The organism is Methylobacter sp. (assembly GCF_004322395.1).
GTDB lineage: Bacteria > Pseudomonadota > Gammaproteobacteria > Methylococcales > Methylomonadaceae > Methylobacter_A.
Genome location: NZ_SCTW01000066.1, coordinates 25,109 through 40,505, shown reverse-complemented (window position 1 = coordinate 40,505; position 15,397 = coordinate 25,109). Strand labels below are relative to the sequence as shown.

At 47.9% G+C, this 15,397-nt stretch carries 15 protein-coding genes, 1 other RNA gene and 3 pseudogenes; 11 read left to right on the top strand and 8 right to left on the bottom strand.

The window, feature by feature from the left end; genetic code table 11:
* The first annotated feature begins 163 nt into the window (after positions 1-163).
* The 4 genes and pseudogenes from EPO18_RS09830 to EPO18_RS09810 all read left to right on the top strand — a co-directional run.
* Positions 164-1,310: pseudogene (locus EPO18_RS09830) on the top strand (IS3 family transposase).
* A 96-nt stretch (positions 1,311-1,406) separates the two neighbouring features.
* Positions 1,407-1,571, top strand: a complete 165-nt coding sequence (locus EPO18_RS09825) for a hypothetical protein (RefSeq protein WP_292433186.1) — start codon at positions 1,407-1,409, stop codon at positions 1,569-1,571.
* Between the two features lie 86 nt (positions 1,572-1,657).
* Positions 1,658-2,309: pseudogene (locus EPO18_RS09820) on the top strand (tyrosine-type recombinase/integrase).
* Between the two features lie 63 nt (positions 2,310-2,372).
* Positions 2,373-2,795: pseudogene (locus tag EPO18_RS09810) on the top strand (IS91 family transposase); the annotation flags it as partial.
* Positions 2,796-2,824: 29 nt separating this feature from the next.
* Here EPO18_RS09810 and EPO18_RS09805 read toward each other — a convergent pair.
* The 5 genes from EPO18_RS09805 to EPO18_RS09785 form a co-directional block, all read right to left on the bottom strand.
* Positions 2,825-4,234: a mannose-1-phosphate guanylyltransferase/mannose-6-phosphate isomerase gene (locus tag EPO18_RS09805; RefSeq protein WP_292433184.1), complete on the bottom strand. Its 1,410-nt coding sequence runs from the start codon at positions 4,232-4,234 to the stop codon at positions 2,825-2,827.
* A gap of 638 nt (positions 4,235-4,872) precedes the next feature.
* Positions 4,873-5,331 carry an EVE domain-containing protein gene (locus EPO18_RS09800; RefSeq protein WP_292433183.1) on the bottom strand — a complete coding sequence of 153 codons (459 nt, stop codon included), beginning with the start codon at positions 5,329-5,331 and terminating at the stop codon, positions 4,873-4,875.
* 38 nt (positions 5,332-5,369) lie between these two features.
* Positions 5,370-5,549: non-coding RNA, 6S RNA (gene ssrS / locus EPO18_RS09795), on the bottom strand.
* Positions 5,550-5,570: 21 nt separating this feature from the next.
* Positions 5,571-5,870, bottom strand: coding sequence for a cell division protein ZapA (locus EPO18_RS09790; protein ID WP_292433182.1), 300 nt, complete (start codon positions 5,868-5,870; stop codon positions 5,571-5,573).
* Positions 5,867-6,088, bottom strand: a complete 222-nt coding sequence (locus EPO18_RS09785; RefSeq protein WP_006890988.1) for a TIGR02449 family protein — start codon at positions 6,086-6,088, stop codon at positions 5,867-5,869. The genes EPO18_RS09790 and EPO18_RS09785 overlap by 4 nt, the downstream gene beginning before the upstream one ends.
* A 146-nt stretch (positions 6,089-6,234) precedes the next feature.
* Here EPO18_RS09785 and EPO18_RS09780 point away from each other — a divergent pair, with 146 nt between their 5' ends.
* The 5 genes from EPO18_RS09780 to EPO18_RS09760 all read left to right on the top strand — a co-directional run bounded on the left by EPO18_RS09780 (position 6,235) and on the right by EPO18_RS09760 (position 11,333).
* Complete coding sequence (locus EPO18_RS09780) at positions 6,235-6,768, top strand: UPF0149 family protein (protein ID WP_292433181.1); 534 nt, start codon at positions 6,235-6,237, stop codon at positions 6,766-6,768.
* Positions 6,769-6,806: 38 nt separating this feature from the next.
* Entirely contained in the window at positions 6,807-8,117 is a 1,311-nt protein-coding gene (gene pepP / locus EPO18_RS09775; RefSeq protein WP_292433180.1) for a Xaa-Pro aminopeptidase, read from the top strand.
* Positions 8,117-9,328: a 2-octaprenyl-6-methoxyphenyl hydroxylase gene (ubiH, locus tag EPO18_RS09770; protein ID WP_292433179.1), complete on the top strand. Its 1,212-nt coding sequence runs from the start codon at positions 8,117-8,119 to the stop codon at positions 9,326-9,328. Before pepP ends, ubiH begins: the two co-directional genes overlap by 1 nt.
* 4 nt (positions 9,329-9,332) lie before the next feature.
* Positions 9,333-10,553 carry a UbiH/UbiF/VisC/COQ6 family ubiquinone biosynthesis hydroxylase gene (locus EPO18_RS09765; RefSeq protein WP_292433178.1) on the top strand — a complete coding sequence of 407 codons (1,221 nt, stop codon included), beginning with the start codon at positions 9,333-9,335 and terminating at the stop codon, positions 10,551-10,553.
* Positions 10,554-10,772: 219 nt separating this feature from the next.
* Positions 10,773-11,333 carry a hypothetical protein gene (locus EPO18_RS09760; protein WP_292433177.1) on the top strand — a complete coding sequence of 187 codons (561 nt, stop codon included), beginning with the start codon at positions 10,773-10,775 and terminating at the stop codon, positions 11,331-11,333.
* Positions 11,334-11,527: 194 nt separating this feature from the next.
* On the opposite strand, the gene crp is transcribed toward EPO18_RS09760, so the two are convergent.
* Complete coding sequence (crp, locus tag EPO18_RS09755) at positions 11,528-12,184, bottom strand: cAMP-activated global transcriptional regulator CRP (protein WP_292433176.1); 657 nt, start codon at positions 12,182-12,184, stop codon at positions 11,528-11,530.
* 137 nt (positions 12,185-12,321) lie between these two features.
* Between crp and EPO18_RS09750 the strand changes: the two genes are divergently transcribed.
* Positions 12,322-12,738 carry an OsmC family protein gene (locus EPO18_RS09750; RefSeq protein WP_292433175.1) on the top strand — a complete coding sequence of 139 codons (417 nt, stop codon included), beginning with the start codon at positions 12,322-12,324 and terminating at the stop codon, positions 12,736-12,738.
* 5 nt (positions 12,739-12,743) lie between these two features.
* Complete coding sequence (gene speD / locus EPO18_RS09745) at positions 12,744-13,550, top strand: adenosylmethionine decarboxylase (RefSeq protein ID WP_292433174.1); 807 nt, start codon at positions 12,744-12,746, stop codon at positions 13,548-13,550.
* Positions 13,551-13,589: 39 nt separating this feature from the next.
* Here the strand turns inward: speD and EPO18_RS09740 are convergent, their stop codons facing one another.
* Positions 13,590-14,807 carry a (Fe-S)-binding protein gene (locus tag EPO18_RS09740; RefSeq protein ID WP_292433173.1) on the bottom strand — a complete coding sequence of 406 codons (1,218 nt, stop codon included), beginning with the start codon at positions 14,805-14,807 and terminating at the stop codon, positions 13,590-13,592.
* Positions 14,800-15,297, bottom strand: a complete 498-nt coding sequence (locus tag EPO18_RS09735) for a hypothetical protein (protein ID WP_292433172.1) — start codon at positions 15,295-15,297, stop codon at positions 14,800-14,802. The genes EPO18_RS09740 and EPO18_RS09735 overlap by 8 nt, the downstream gene beginning before the upstream one ends.
* Positions 15,298-15,397 lie beyond the last annotated feature (100 nt).

Below are 15,397 nucleotides of genomic sequence, written 5' to 3'. Positions count from 1 at the left end.
AACGCGCGAATAGCCCATTATGGCCAGAGCTTGTGCTCAAATAACAGGCCGGATATACGTGTGCAGTCGTCCCTAATCCTGACGTAGTAAAGTGCTTGCAAAACGGGAGGAGTCCATATACGGACACACAAATTAAAATATTTTGAAAAGAGAGTGAGTCCTTATGAGCCAAGAGAAAGCCAAAACCTATACAGCCGAATTCAGAGCGTCAGCAGTCAAGCTAGCCAACGAATCAGATAAACCGATTGCGCAAACTGCCCGAGATCTAGGCATTAATGAAAATACTCTGCATACCTATACAGTCGGCCGCTGGAGAAGGACAGAGCGGTGCGGACTGACGATCATTTATATGACGAGTTAAAGCGCCTCAAGAAAGAAGTTGCACGATTGACTGAGGAGCGCGATTTATTAAAAAAGGCGGCCGCGTACTTTGCCAAGGAGCAACGGTGAAGTACGCTTGGATCAAACAGCATACCATAGAATTTTCAATCAATTCGATGTGTCGGTTCATGCAAGTTTCTCGAAGTGCCTATTATGCTTGGCGGTATCGCTTTCAAACCACCAATGAAAAGGATGATAGTGAACTAACGACGATTATTCAGGATGTTTTTAACAAAAGCCGCGCGACGTATGGAGCTCGACGACTCCAGAAATCATTACTAAATCGAGACCGAATCGTCAGTCGTCGGCGCATAGGCCGGTTGATGCGGGAAGCTAACTTAGCTTGTAAAACCAAACGAAAATTTAAAGCTACGACAAATTCCAAGCATGATATGCCTATTGCCACGAATCAGTTAGATCGGCAATTTACCGTGAACCAGCCCAATCAAGTGTATGTCGGTGATATTACTTACATTCATACCCAAGAAGGTTAGTTATATTTAGCTGTTGTGATTGACCTGTACTCAAGGCAAGTAGTCGGCTGGTCAATGGCGGAGCATATGCGAACAAAGCTAGTCAACGATGCCCTATTAATGGCGATTTGGAAGCGAAAACCGGCGAAAGGCTTGTTGTGGCATAGTGATCGGGGCAGTCAATATGCCTCAGAAAGTCATCGGGAATTACTAAAGCTGCACGGCATCCGCCAAAGCATGAGCCGCAAAGGCAACTGCTGGGATAATGCCGTGTCGGAAAGCTTCTTTCATACCTTGAAAACCGAGCTGATCCATCACCAGATCTTCCAAACCAGAGCGGAGGCTAAGAAAGCAGTGTTTGAATATATTGAAGTCTTTTACAACCGGGAGCGGCTGCATTCCGCCAATGGTTATTTGTCGCCGGTAGACTACGAATTGCAGCACAAAACTGCGTAACCATGTGTCCGGGAAAGTGTTGACTCATCATAAAATGTAACCTCAAGCCCTCAATGCGAGGGAACATTCCACGACGAATCCTGAGGTTACGCCGCAATGACAACATCATCTGAATCCAATTTCAAGCAGAACTATCAAACCCATCTTAATCACCTTAAGCTCAAAGGGCTCCAGCCCAAGACGATAGAGGCTTACGCCCGTGCCATTCGCCGCGTTGGCGAGTATTTCGATGAACACATCAATGAGCTGAAGCGCAGTTGACCGATTATTTCACCGATTTGCTGGCGTCTCACGCCTGGAGTTCAGTCAAACTCGATCTGTACGGTCTGAAATTCTATTATACCCATGTGCTGCGCAAACCCTGGGTGGCGCCCCATCTGATCAAGCCGCCGAAAGCCCAGCGTTTGCCGGATATTGTCACCGTTGATGAAGCCCAACGTTTGTTCCTGGCAACCCGCACCCTCAGTTATCGGGTTTTCTTTTTCACCGTCTATAGCCTGGGCTTGCGTCTCGGCGAGGGCTTGCGGCTGCAGGTGAGTGATATCGACGCCAAGCGTCAGCGCGTGCATATCCGCGACGCCAAAGGCAATAAAGACCGTTTGGTGCCGTTGCCGGTGACGACGTTGAGTTTGCTGCGTCGCTTCTGGCAGGTGCATCGTAATCCGGTGCTGCTGTTTCCCAATCGGCACGGTGGCTTGAAGGGGGCGCATCGGGCGACCACGCCGCTGGATCGCGGCGGCGTACAAACGACTCTGCGCCAGGTGGCCCAAGACTGCGGCCTAAAAAAAGATTTCCCCGCACAGCCTGCGTCATAGCTACGCCACGCATCTGATCGAAGCCGGTGTCGACCTGCTGGAAGTGCAGAAAATCCTCGGCCACCACAGTATCCTGACCACCGCCCGCTATACCCACCTGACCGCCGAAACGAATCAGAACGCCAACCAGGTGATCAATGCCTTGATGAATGGCTTTGCCCTGGACTGGGGGAAGGTCAAATGATCCTGCTTACCCACATGGATGTGGGATATGCAGGTTTTGCAGGAGTAAAAACCTGTCTCCGCTATCACCCAAGCCTTTGAAGCCGAATTTCTGGCAGGCTATCAGGATGTGCTACTGCCCAGCCAGCGCCAGGCGCTGGCCGCCATGAAGCACTGCCGTACCTCGCAAAGTCCCATGATGCTGGCCCAATGCGATGACTGCGATAGCCAACGCTTCGTGCCGCATTCCTGCGGCCATCGCAACTGCCCTCATTGCCAACAGCACGAAAGTCAGCAATGGCTGGAGCGGCAACTGCAAAGGCAGGTGCCCGCCGAGTATTTTTTGTTGACCTTCACCCTGCCTGAAGAGCTAAGGGCGCTGGCCTGGCAACAGCAACGCACGCTGTATGACTTAATGATCCGTTGTAGCTGGGAGACGGTCAAAACCTTTACGCAAAACGACCGACAACTTCAGGGAAAAGCCGGCGCCATCCTGTCCAGTAATACCGGTAATTAATGCTATTTTATTCATTTAAATTATGTTCTGTCGTAGGTGTCATCGAAACGCACAATATCGTCTTCTCCTACATAGTCGCCACATTGCACTTCGATAATTTGCAATGGAAGATTGCCGGGATTTTCTAGACGGTGCCGGTGGGTCTTGGGAATATAAGCTGATTGATTGGCCTCCAATTGGATTTCCTGTGTACCATTGGTAATTTTAGCTGTACCGGATACTACAACCCAGTGCTCTGATCGGTGTTTATGCATTTGCATTGACAGCTTGGCGCCGGGATTGACGACAATACATTTGATCTTGAAGTTAGGTCCTTCTTCCAAAACTCTGTAGATTCCCCAAGGACGATGTACCGTCAAATGTGTGTCAGCCAAATGTGGATGGGTTTGCTGTACTAATGCGACTAGTTGTTTGATGTCTTCTGTGCGGTTCCGATCGCAAATTAATGTGGCGTCGGCGGTTTGAATGACCGCAATATTACTTACGCCCAACGTAGCTAGCAAGCCGTTCGAGCTCCATAGCAGGCTGTCTTGAGTATCCTGTACCAGAACATCGCCCTGAGTAACATTACCGGCTTCATCCTTGTCGTCGCGATGCTGATAAATAGATTCCCAACTGCCGAGATCGCTCCAGCCCATAGAAACAGGCACCACCGCCACTTTATCCGCTTTTTCCGCCAAGCCATAATCAATAGACAGGTTCGGCAGTTTGTCATAAGAGGCTTCCACTTCGGCCATTCCCGACATTGATGTTATGGCTAGATGGATTTTAGGTTGATGCTGCTCCAGCATTTGCATAAAATCGCCAGCGCGGAATACGAACATACCGCTATTCCACAAATAACCGTTTTCAACAAAACTTATTGCGTTTTCCAGAACCGGTTTTTCGACAAAACGGGACACGCTCAAAACCGGGTTGACTGCGGCCTGAAGACCCAGGGATTCTCCCGGCTGAATATAGCCGTAACCAGTCGCCGGTTTGGAGGGTGTGATGCCAAGCAATACCAGATAACCGTCTGCCGCCGCCAGTTCGGCAGATCGCCAAGCCGAAAGAAAGCTTTGTTCATCGCCAATTGCGTGATCGGAAGGAAAAACGCCAATCATGCCATCAGGATCCTGCTTAAAAATTTCCCATACCGCCCAGGCAATTGCGGGGAGGGTATTGCGCGCACAAGGTTCGGCTAATACCGCAGCAGGAAGCCGGGAGTCGACTTCGGCCAATTGCCCTTTTACTTCAAACTTGTGATCCTGATGAGTCACTGTTAACAAACATCCTGCATCCACATGCTTGAGCAAACGATTTGCCGTTTGTTGCAGCAAAGTTTGTTCGCCGTCGAGTGGAAGCAACTGCTTTGGACGTAATGTGCGCGAAAGCGGCCAGAGACGGCTGCCGCTGCCGCCGGCAAGAATAATTGCATGACTGTTACTCATAATGCCCTCCAGCATGATTATTGCGTGGATGAGAAAGATACAATCCCGAAGGCAGGAGAATTAGAGTAATGTATGGAGTCTTTGGCGAAGAGAATTGCATAGCGTTATGCCGAAGAGCCGGCAGAGATAATTCTGATTGAGCAGCTTGAATCGCCAAAACACTTTTCATAATTGTTTTTTCTAAATATTAAGCAAAATGTTGTCTTCATCAGTTGAATTAACTTGCTGTGAGTATATCCATTCTTTAATAAGTTTTTTCATTCTTTAAACTCGAGAGCTGAACGGATCAGCAAGAAGGAATCTTTTATTTTCCGGATGCTACCCAACTCGATTGTCGAAATAAGAAAACTGATGCGGATGCCTTTTGAATTTGCGCTGCCAAAGACTTTAGCAAAATCAGATCGAGGAAGTTCAGTGCCCCACAATAATCAAGCCAAGGCTGGGTTAATGCCCCCTATGCCCGACACTTTTCGTCAAATTTTATTAAGCTGTTAATTGTTTCATAGACAGGCCAATTTAGCCAGACATAAACATTACGGCCCAGCATAACGAGCTGTATTTTATAATTTTACTAATGCTATAACTTCTCTGCGAGTATTGTCGCGGATATTGCTACCAGTAGATAAACTTTGCCCGATTTACTCTAAAGAGAGAATAAATTCCCACTGGTCTTTACTCACCGGTATTATCGATAATCGATTGCCGCGCCGTATCAGTGCAAGGTCTGTCAGTTGTTCTTGGAGCTTTAATTCTTTAAGGGTAATAGTGCGAGACAGGGTTCTGATGTATTTAACATCAACCATGATCCAGCGAGGATGTTCAGGGTCGCTTTTGGGATCGAAATGCTTGTCATACGGATCGAAAGCGGAAAAATCCGGATAGCCTTCCTTAACGACTTCCATAATGCCGACTATGCCCGGCTCATCGCAATTGGAGTGATAGAAGAAAATCAGATCGCCTAGCTTCATATCGTCCCGCATCATGTTTCTGGCCTGATAATTACGCACGCCATCCCAATGCTCGGTCTGATTGGGTTTGTTGTACAAATCATTAATTCCGAACGTATCGGGTTCGGATTTCATTAGCCAGTAGTTCATGGGGACTTTATTTAATGAAGGGCGGTGATTGTTGTGGTGCATCTCCCGCCTGCGTCGTAATGTGCTTTCGTCCTTGAACCGGAGGTTCAAGTGGGGACATGGCCGGTAAATCAGGCTTCCCGTATGAAACGGGCATGCACACCAGTACTGGTATCCGCCCCCGGGGTAAAAACAGGTTCAGGAAACACCCAGCACACTCTCGAATGCTGCAGGAGATACAGGCCTATAGTGTAGCGTGTTTACTGATTTTCTAAAACGTTTTCTATTTTGTGGGTCATTTTTGCCAAGCATTCGCTCAAGGTTTGGTTGAGCGCTACATTTTGACTTTTCATCAGTTGCAGTTCATGAGCCAAATTTAGCGCCGCCACAACAGCAATTCTGTCTGCGCCAGTCACTTTGCCGGAATCCCTCATTTGGCGCATTTGAGCATCAAGCTGCTGGGCCGACTGGATCAGGTCATTTTGCTCATCAGGCACACAGGCAATTTTATATTCTTTGCCCATGATCATCAGGGATACCGGTTGAGGCTTCTTATTCATGATCCATTCTCCATTGCTTTCAGGCGAGTAATCATGGCTTCGACCCGGGTTCTGGCCAGAGTGGTTTTTTCCAACAGCTTGGCTTTTTCCCGAACCAATGAATCCTGCTTGGTTTTCAGCGAACTGTTTTCGTTTTTTACATGCGTGTATTGCTCGATAAGCTGATCCAGCTTGTCTTCGAGGTCTTTTAACTCTAAAGATTGATTTGATTGTGTCATGGTGATACTAGGTAGTTGCAAAGAGATACGTAAAATATTGCGTATTTACCAACCGATTCAAGATTAACAAATATTATCCAAGTTAATGATCATGGTAGCATAAGCGATATTTTTAGTCCGCGATAGTGAAATTATTTGTGAAATTTATGACCTACCAAGTAATTAATGAAATAGTTATGCAAGACGATGCTGAGCTTTCGGCAGCGCAAGTCCACGGCATGGCGACGGGCATGTTATGCGTCAATGAACGGGCTCAAAGTGCCGAATGGCTAAACGAGCTGTTTCGGAATGCCGGGCCGGTGGCTGATGAAGACAAGACGGTGTTAGTGCATTTGTTCGAGGAGACAAGAAGTTTACTGGCGAGTGATGACTTCGAATTTGACTTGCTCTTGCCGGACGATGAAGCCTCGTTAAGCGAGCAAGTTGAAGCATTAACTTACTGGTGCCAAGGCTTTCTGTTGGGTGTAGGCTTTACTCCTGCATCCTCCGGCTGGCCCAGGGAAGTAACCGAAATACTAAGAGATATTGTCGAATTCACCAAGCTGGATACGGAGGCTGAAGGCGAGGAAGATGAGAGTGATTTTATGGAAATTACCGAATACATGAGGTCGGCAGTTTTGTTGTTGAAGAGTGAATTGAATGACGGAGGTGAAAGGTTCAAGACGAAAGATCCAAGGTAAAACTTTTTTCAACTTTCGCCTTTTACCTGAATTTTAAAATGAAACAAAGTGAATTTAAAAAACGCCGCAAGCAATTAATGCAACATATCGGCATAGGCAATATCGCACTGATAGGCAGTGCAGCAGTCCGAACTCGCAACCGGGATGTGAATTATCCGTTCCGGCAGGATAGCGATTTTTATTATTTAACCGGCTTTAATGAGCCGGATTCTCTGGCCGTTTTTATCCCTGGGCGCAAACAAGGCGAATATATTTTATTTTGCCGCGAATTCGATGAAAAAAAGGCCTTATGGGAAGGCGCGCACGCAGGGCTTGAAGGTGCTACCAAGCATTACAAGGCTGATGATTCTTTCCCGATTGATGACCTGGATGACATTTTGCCGGGCATGTTGGAAGACAAAGGCAAAGTTTATTATCCGATAGGACGGGATTCCGATCTTGATCATAATTTATTGGTCTGGATAAATCATATTCGCAGCCAGTCCAGAAGCGGCGTTACTGCGCCCGGCGAACTGGTTTCGCTGGAACATATCCTGCATGAAATGCGCTTGTTCAAAAGCGCTGAAGAGCTCAAGCTGATGCGTCGTGCAGCAGAGGTATCTGCCAATGCTCATGTTAAAGCCATGCAAAAATGCAAACCGGGCCTGTATGAGTATCAACTGGAAGCGGAAATTATTTATAACTTTGTCCAGGATGGCTTGCGCGCGGTTGCTTACCCTTCGATTGTGGCCGGCGGAAAAAATGCCTGCGTACTGCATTACACGGAAAATGCCGATAAATTGAAAAGCGGCGATTTGCTGTTGATTGATGCCGGTGCAGAATGCGATCATTATGCCGCCGACATTACCCGCACTTTTCCGGTTTCAGGGCGCTTTAGCGAACCGCAAAAACAGCTGTATCAACTGGTCCTGGATGCCCAAGCGGCCGCTATTGCACAGATCGGCCCGGGCCAGCCTTGGCATCTGGCGCATGATGCTTCGGTTGAGGTGTTGACCAAAGGCTTGGTTTCATTGGGACTGCTCAAAGGCAAAGTGTCAAAGCTGATCAAGGATGAAAAATACAAACAGTTTTATATGCACCGAATCGGCCATTGGCTGGGCATGGATGTGCATGATGTCGGCGACTATAAACTGGATAAGGAATGGCGCTTGCTGGAACCCGGCATGGTGTTGACGATTGAGCCGGGTCTATATATCCCGGCGGATTGCCTGACCGTTGACGAGCAATGGCGCGGTATAGGCATACGCATTGAAGACGATGTGCTGGTAACTGCCGAGGGACACGAAATTTTGACCGGCGGTGTGCCCAAAACCATTGCGGAAATTGAAAGCATAATGCAGGCGGCCTGATGCAACATGATTATGATTTATTGATTGTCGGTGGCGGGTTGGCAGGCAACTGTCTGGCGCTGGCGTTAAAAGAAACCGGGCTGAAAATTGCGATAGTTGAAGCAAATACCGGCGAGCAACAACATGCCTCTGCTGCCGGTGACAGGGCGTTGGCTTTGGCCGCCGGTACCGTAAAAATGCTTGAAGCGCTGGGCATTTGGCAGGGTATCAGCCAAGCCGCCACAGCAATCAAAGATATTCATATTTCCGATCAAGGCCATTTCGGTAAAGTCAGGCTTTCGGCGCAAAAAGAGAATGTGGAGGCGCTGGGTTATGTCATTACCGCACGGGATATTGAATCACATGTCGCGACGCTGGTAGCCGACGCGGATATAGAGCTGATTTGCCCTGCTCGTTTGGTGGGTTTGATGGTCGGCAATAATACCGTCAATGTCAGCCTGAAACGCGGCGATGAACCGTTGACCGGATCCGCCAAACTATTGGTTGGCGCAGACGGCGGTAACTCTTCAGTGCGTAAGTTGCTGGAAATAACCCGGCATATTACCGAGTACGGACAGACCGCGCTGGTCACCACGGTAAAATCATCCCTGCCTCATAAAAATGTCGCATTCGAGCGTTTTACCGCTTCAGGGCCATTGGCCTTGTTGCCTGTTGATATTAATTATTGCGCTGTAGTTTGGACGCGCACCAATGAGGATGCAAATGCGCTGATGTCCGGCAGCGAGACGGACTTCTTGGCCGAGCTTCAACAATGTTTCGGTTATAAATTAGGCACACTTAGTTTGATGGCTCCTCGGCGGGCGTTCCCTTTGGCATTAATACGTGCCGAAAAAATGGTCTCAGACCGAACCGTGGTTATCGGCAACGCGGTGCATCAGTTGCATCCTGTTGCGGGTCAGGGCTTTAATCTAGGCTTGCGGGACGTTGTGCAACTGGCCGAAATGATCATCAAGCAACATCAGGCAGGACAGGATATTGGCGCCGCCGATTTTTTAGCGGCTTATGCCGAATCCAGGCAGAAAGATCATGACCGAACCATCGGTTTTACCAATAGCGTAGTGCGGATTTTTTCTAGTGACTGGCTGGCACTGGCTGCTGCCAGGAATGTCGGTTTGGCGATATTGGATCATATTCCTGCCGCAAAAACCTTGCTGACACGTCACGCCATGGGGTTGGCCGGGCGCTTGCCCCGCCTGGGCAGCAGGAGATAGAGCAATGACTGATCGTTATGAAGTCATAGTCTGCGGCGGCGGCATGGTGGGCGCAGCAGCGGCTTGTGCCTTAGCGCAGGGCGGCGTCAAAGTTGCGTTGTTGGAACGGTTCAATCCGGAAAGACAATGGCCTGCGGAACCGATTGATATTCGCATCTCTGCTTTAACCAAAGCTTCCCAGAACGTACTGGAAATGGTCGGCGCTTGGCCGTGCATGGTGCAGCGCGGTGTTTGCGCTTATCGGGATATGCGGGTGTGGGATGCTCGCGGAGGCGGGGAGTTACATTTTGATTGCGCTGACACTGCTTTTTCCGAGTTGGGCCATTTGGTCGAAAACAGAACCACCGTTGCCGCCCTCTGGGATATGCTGGATACTTTGCCTTCGGCCACTTGCATTACGCCTGCGGCAGTTGTCGATATGCAGCTTAACGAAAACGGCCGGCAGCTACGTTTAGAGGACGGCCGAATTCTTGAGGCTGATCTGGTTATTGCCGCCGACGGGCGCGATTCTGCATTAAGGTCGATGGCGGGTATAGCGGTAACCGGGTGGGAGTATCGTCAGGACGGTTTGGTTGCTACGGTTAGCACCGAAATGAGTCATCAGTCCACTGCATGGCAACGGTTTCTGGACGAAGGGCCATTGGCTTTTTTGCCGCTGAAAAACGGGCAATGTTCAATTGTCTGGACCCTGAGGTCGGAAACGGCAAAAAGTCATCTGGCGCTTGCCGATAAAGACTTCCTGCAAGTGCTGGAGCAAGCTTCCGGTGGCATTCTGGGCAAGATGCTCGACGTAGGCCCACGCGCAGCATTTCCTTTGCGTTTTCAATATGCAAACCGTTATACCGATCAGCATTTCGCCTTATGCGGCGATGCCGCTCATGCGATGCATCCTCTGGCAGGGCAAGGTGTCAATGCCGGGTTGCTGGATGCCGCAGCGATTGCGGAGCTGGTCATCCAAACCAAGCGGGAAAAAAGACCGTTATCCAGCTCTCGATTTTTGCGTCGATATGAGCGTTGGCGCAAAGGCGATAACCTGGTGATGATGTCGAGTATGGATGCGCTCAACAAGACCTATAGAGTAACTGATGGATCCTTTGTTAGCTTGCGCTCGGCTGGAATGAACCAGGTCAATAACTCAGCGCTGATTAAGGCTTATTTTAATCATTACGCGATGGGCTTACGTGACGATTTGCCTAAGCTGGCAAAAAGGCAAATATGCTGGTAACCGGCAGCTTTTAACACTAAGTATCGGACAGGTTTGCAGTTTTTTCTAATTAGAGTTTTCCCTAAACACAGGCTTCTGGTATATTCCACCTCTAGCGATACGGTTTACCTGTTTTAGTTGCAGGCAATAGGGCATAAGCGGAAGCTTTGTCTGCTGACCGGCGGCGCTTAATTTTAAAGCAGTGAAGAAAAAATTAACTTAAAGAGGTGGAGAACCATTATGACTGAAGGGTTGTTTATATTAACTACTATTTTTGTTGCTTATGTTGTTTATGCGATCATAGGCGAGCAGAAAGCAACTGCTAAATCCAAAGCGCCAGCGGCAAAACCTGAAGCACAGGCAGCTGTCGTGGGACAACCAAAGTCTCAGGCTGCCGTTGCAAAAGAAAAACCGGTTGCAGCTAAAACGGCTGCGGCTAAAGCTGCGGCACCCAAATCGGAACCGCCTAAGCCGCCGGCAGCCAAGCCAGCAGCAACTAAACCGGCTGCGCCCAAGGTAGCGGCAAAACCAGCAGCAAAGGCGGCCGCTAAACCAGCCGTAGCGGCTAAAAAAGCCCCTGCTGTTGCGACAAAGAGCGCCGGATTAAAAGATCCAAAAACAGGAGAGGTTGTTACGGCGTACAGCAATTACCGATTCACCAAGCGCTGGATAAAAGAAGCATTGGTTGCAGAAGGTTTACTGGAAAAGGTCTATACCGGTAATGAACTGAATGCAGATGCCGAAGCTAAAATAAAAGCGGCGATAGGAAAACTGGAAGCCATGGATAAATATAAGGCTTAGATATAAAAATTCAAAATGTGTTGAAGGGGAGGCCGACTGGCCGCCCCTTCAATAATGCACTTAAACACCTTGTCCTAGTCGTTTCTCCAATCCAGAATTGATGAGGCGGCTAAAAAATAAAAACAGTCCGGTCTCGGGTTTTTCGATGGCAATCTTATTGAACAAATTTGAGTTATGCTCCCAAGTGGAAGAAGCTATCGAGTACCAAACACCACGATGGTTTTGCCGTGCGCGGTAATCAGCTTTTTATTTTCCAATTCCTTTAAAACGCGCCCGGCCATTTCTCTTGAGCAACTGACCATGCGGCCGATTTCTTGTCTGGAGATATGCAGTTGCATGCCATCAGGGTGCGTTATTGCCTCTGGGCTTTTACACAAGTCCAGCAAAGTCCGGGCAATTCGTCCCTCAACATCCGTAAACGCTAAGTCACATAAATTGCGGCTGGTATTTAACAATCGTGACGACAATTGTTCGCCTATCATGAACAATATATCAATTCCATTTTCTGCAAGTTCTTTTCTCAAGATATGGCGGAGCCGATCATAGCTTATTTCTGCCAAATGGCATTCAGTACGCGTTTTAACACTAACTTTACGTGTTTCAGCCGCTTTAAAAATGCCAATTTCGCCAATAAATTCATTTTTATTTAAGTAAGCGAGGATCAGTTCATGCCCGCCTTCAGCCTCTTCCACGCAAACACTGACTGACCCCTCTATGATAAAATACAGTCGGTCGCCTGTATCGCCAGGCCGAATAATAGTGGTTTTTGCAGGGTATTTTCTTATATGGCAAAAACGTAAGAAATGTTCCAGTGCTTCTTTATAAGAGGAGGAGGGGGCTTTAAGTATCATAGCAACAATTCATCTATTGTCAGTGCTGTAGTAAATATAGCTAACAATGCAGGATTTTAACAAAAAAATCAACATTGTCACTCTGGCAATACGCATTTTTATGCTACTCTATGCGTCATTTTTAATCAGGAAAATAAATGCAAGTAACAGTCAAATGGGTCGACGGCGTAATGTTCGTCGGCGAAACCGGCAGTGGACATGCTGTAGTTATGGATGGTCCCCCCGATCACGGCGGCCGTAATATAGGCATACGTCCTATGGAAATGCTTTTGTTGGGCGTGGGCGGTTGTTCATCTTTTGATGTGGTGCAGATTTTACAAAAAGGCAGAAATAGCATCGTTAACTGCGTGACTGAGGTCACTGCTGAGCGGGTCGATGCGGTCCCGAGCGTGTTTAGCAAGATTCATCTGCATTTTGTTGTTACCGGCCATGACTTAAAGGCATCGGCTGTTGAAAGGGCGGTAAAATTATCCGCAGAAAAATACTGCTCCGCATCCATCATGCTAAGCAAGGCAGTGGAAATCACCCATGATTTTGAAGTTATTGAGGTTTAACTACTTTGAATAAATTGCAATTACACGGCTTTAATAATTTAACAAAGTCGCTCAGTTTCAATATATATGATATTTGCTACGCCCCGGCTGAACAGCAACAGGCTTATATCGAGTATATCGATGAAGCTTATAATGCCGATAAACTGACCCAGATTCTTAAGGATGTCGCTGAAATCATTGGGGCACAAGTTCTTAATATTGCCCGTCAGGACTATGAGCCGCAAGGCGCCAGCGTTACCATGCTGATTTCGGAAGGCCATGTTCCGCCACCGCCCAGCATGAATAGTCAATCGCCCGGACCCTTGCCCGAAACGGTGTTGGCGCATTTGGATAAAAGCCATATTACTGTGCATACTTATCCTGAAAGCCATCCCGATAACGGCATTAGTACTTTTCGTGCCGATATTGACGTCTCAACCTGCGGTCGGATTTCGCCGTTGAAAGCGCTCAATTACCTGATCCACAGCTTTGAATCCGATGTAGTGACTATGGATTATAAAGTGCGCGGTTTTACCCGTGATATTTCAGGCAAAAAGCATTATATCGACCATAAGATCACGTCTATTCAGGACTATATTGCTCTGGATACGCAAGAAAGTTATCAGATGATTGATGTGAATGTATATCAGGAGAATATTTTTCACACCAAAATGATGCTCAAGGAAACCGAGTTGGAGAATTATTTATTCGAAAAGGAATGTGACTTGTCCGACGATCAAAAAGCGGAAATAGAAAGTAAATTACATAAGGAAGTTACCGAAATTTTTTATGGTCACAACTACCGCCAGCGTTACGAAGAAGTTAAGGCTTAATTTTTGATTGAGCGAGGGCGGCTTCCTGACCGCCCTCTATTAGTCCGTTTGCTTACATTTTAATTGCCGCGCAATTAAAGCGACCGGATGAAGCACTTCCAAAGCAATTCCTCGTTCCCTTAGTCCCGCCGAGATATGAAGGGCGCATCCTATGTTGGAGCTGACCAGGTACTCTGGCGAATGCTCTAAAGCCGCCCCCAATAAATCATTTAACAATGCTTGCGCCATAAGCGGATGATCCAGCATATAACTGCCTGCGGAGCCGCAGCATTGTATCGATGCAGGCAGCGCTGTTATTTTAATGTCGGGAACTTGTTGCAGCAGCTTTAACGCACCTTGCTCTTCGTGCATCACATTCTTTAACGAGCACGGTGTATGCAGGCATACAGAAGCGGTTAATGGCGTCAGTTGATCGCTGAGATCACAGCCTGATTTTATTAAGAACTGGCTGATATCAACTATTTTTTCGGCAAACTCAGCCTGCTGGTATTCCTGCATCTGGCTGCCGCAACCGCTGGCAATCGTCACGATTGCATTCAGATTTTTATCGGTAAAAGCACTGCAATTGATTGCAGCCAGCCGTTCGAACGTTTCATTATCGCCGTCATGCAAATCTAGTGCGCCGCAGCAGGTTTGCTGTTCGGGTATCAGCACGTTAAATCCAGCTGTAGTTAACACCTTGATAGCAGCTTCAACGGTTTCGTGATCCAGCAGAGAGCCCATGCAGCCGATAAACAAGCCGACGTTGCCTCTTGCTTCGATAATTGCCGGATAATACGGTTCCAGAGGTGTGGGTTCATGATAGTCGGGCAATAGGCGATCGACTTTATCCAGCCTCAGCAATCCGGGTAATTTGAGCAATCGAGCCGCTTTTTGTAAGCGGGTGGTTTGGTAAAACTTTAAACCCGACTGCGCCAAATGTTCGGCGGCTTTGCTGTGCGATACTCTTTTCAGTAGAGATACGGCCAGGGTCGAATCGCGTTCCGTTCTTATTTGTTCGCGAAAATTATTAATCAGCCGCCCATAAGGCACCACAGCAGGACAAGCCCGTTCGCAGGAACGGCATAACAGGCAGTTGTCGATATGCTCAACCAGTTTTTTTGAGGTTTCCAGATGCCCGCCAGCCCAAGCTTGAATTAACGCAATGCGGCCACGGGGCGACTCGTTTTCGTTTTGAGTTTTATTGTAAGTAGGGCAATGCGGCAAACATAAACCGCATTTAACGCAGAGATCTGCGTCGGCTAATAAGTTATTCATGTTTTTGTGCAGCGATTGCGCCAATTATTTCGGAGTATTCATCGGCTTTGGGGCGATATAAAAATAGTCCCAGCGCCGACAGTCCGGTGAATATGTACAGGGTGTTGAAGCCGTCGCCCAGTACGAACATGACTAAGCCAAAAACACCGACAACTTCAACCAGCGACATGGAAACGATGATAGTCACTAAATAGCGGCTTTTTGCCATAGCAGCTGCTCCATGCGTTGCGTGGGAGCTTGGCATAGTTTGATTCAGCCGAAGCTGAATATGCCGGATCAGGTTGGTCAGCGGAAAAGTCACAATGGCAATAACATAAAATATCGTTCTAAACATTACCCGCTGAGCTTCTGGTAATGGCTGCTGCAATTGCTCGCCCAAGGCGTGGCAGATAATGATATAGGTCACCAGCATCGCAAGCATCATGGCTACAATAACCCAGGGCAGGATAAGATCAGACTTTAAATTTTCGCGTTCAACCTGATTTCCCATGTTGTTTCCTGTTAAGTGGATATAGCTGCGTATGATACCAAACCCTGTTGCTATGGGGCATTAATGTTGATTGCGCTGCTCAGGGAACATCGAAGGGCTA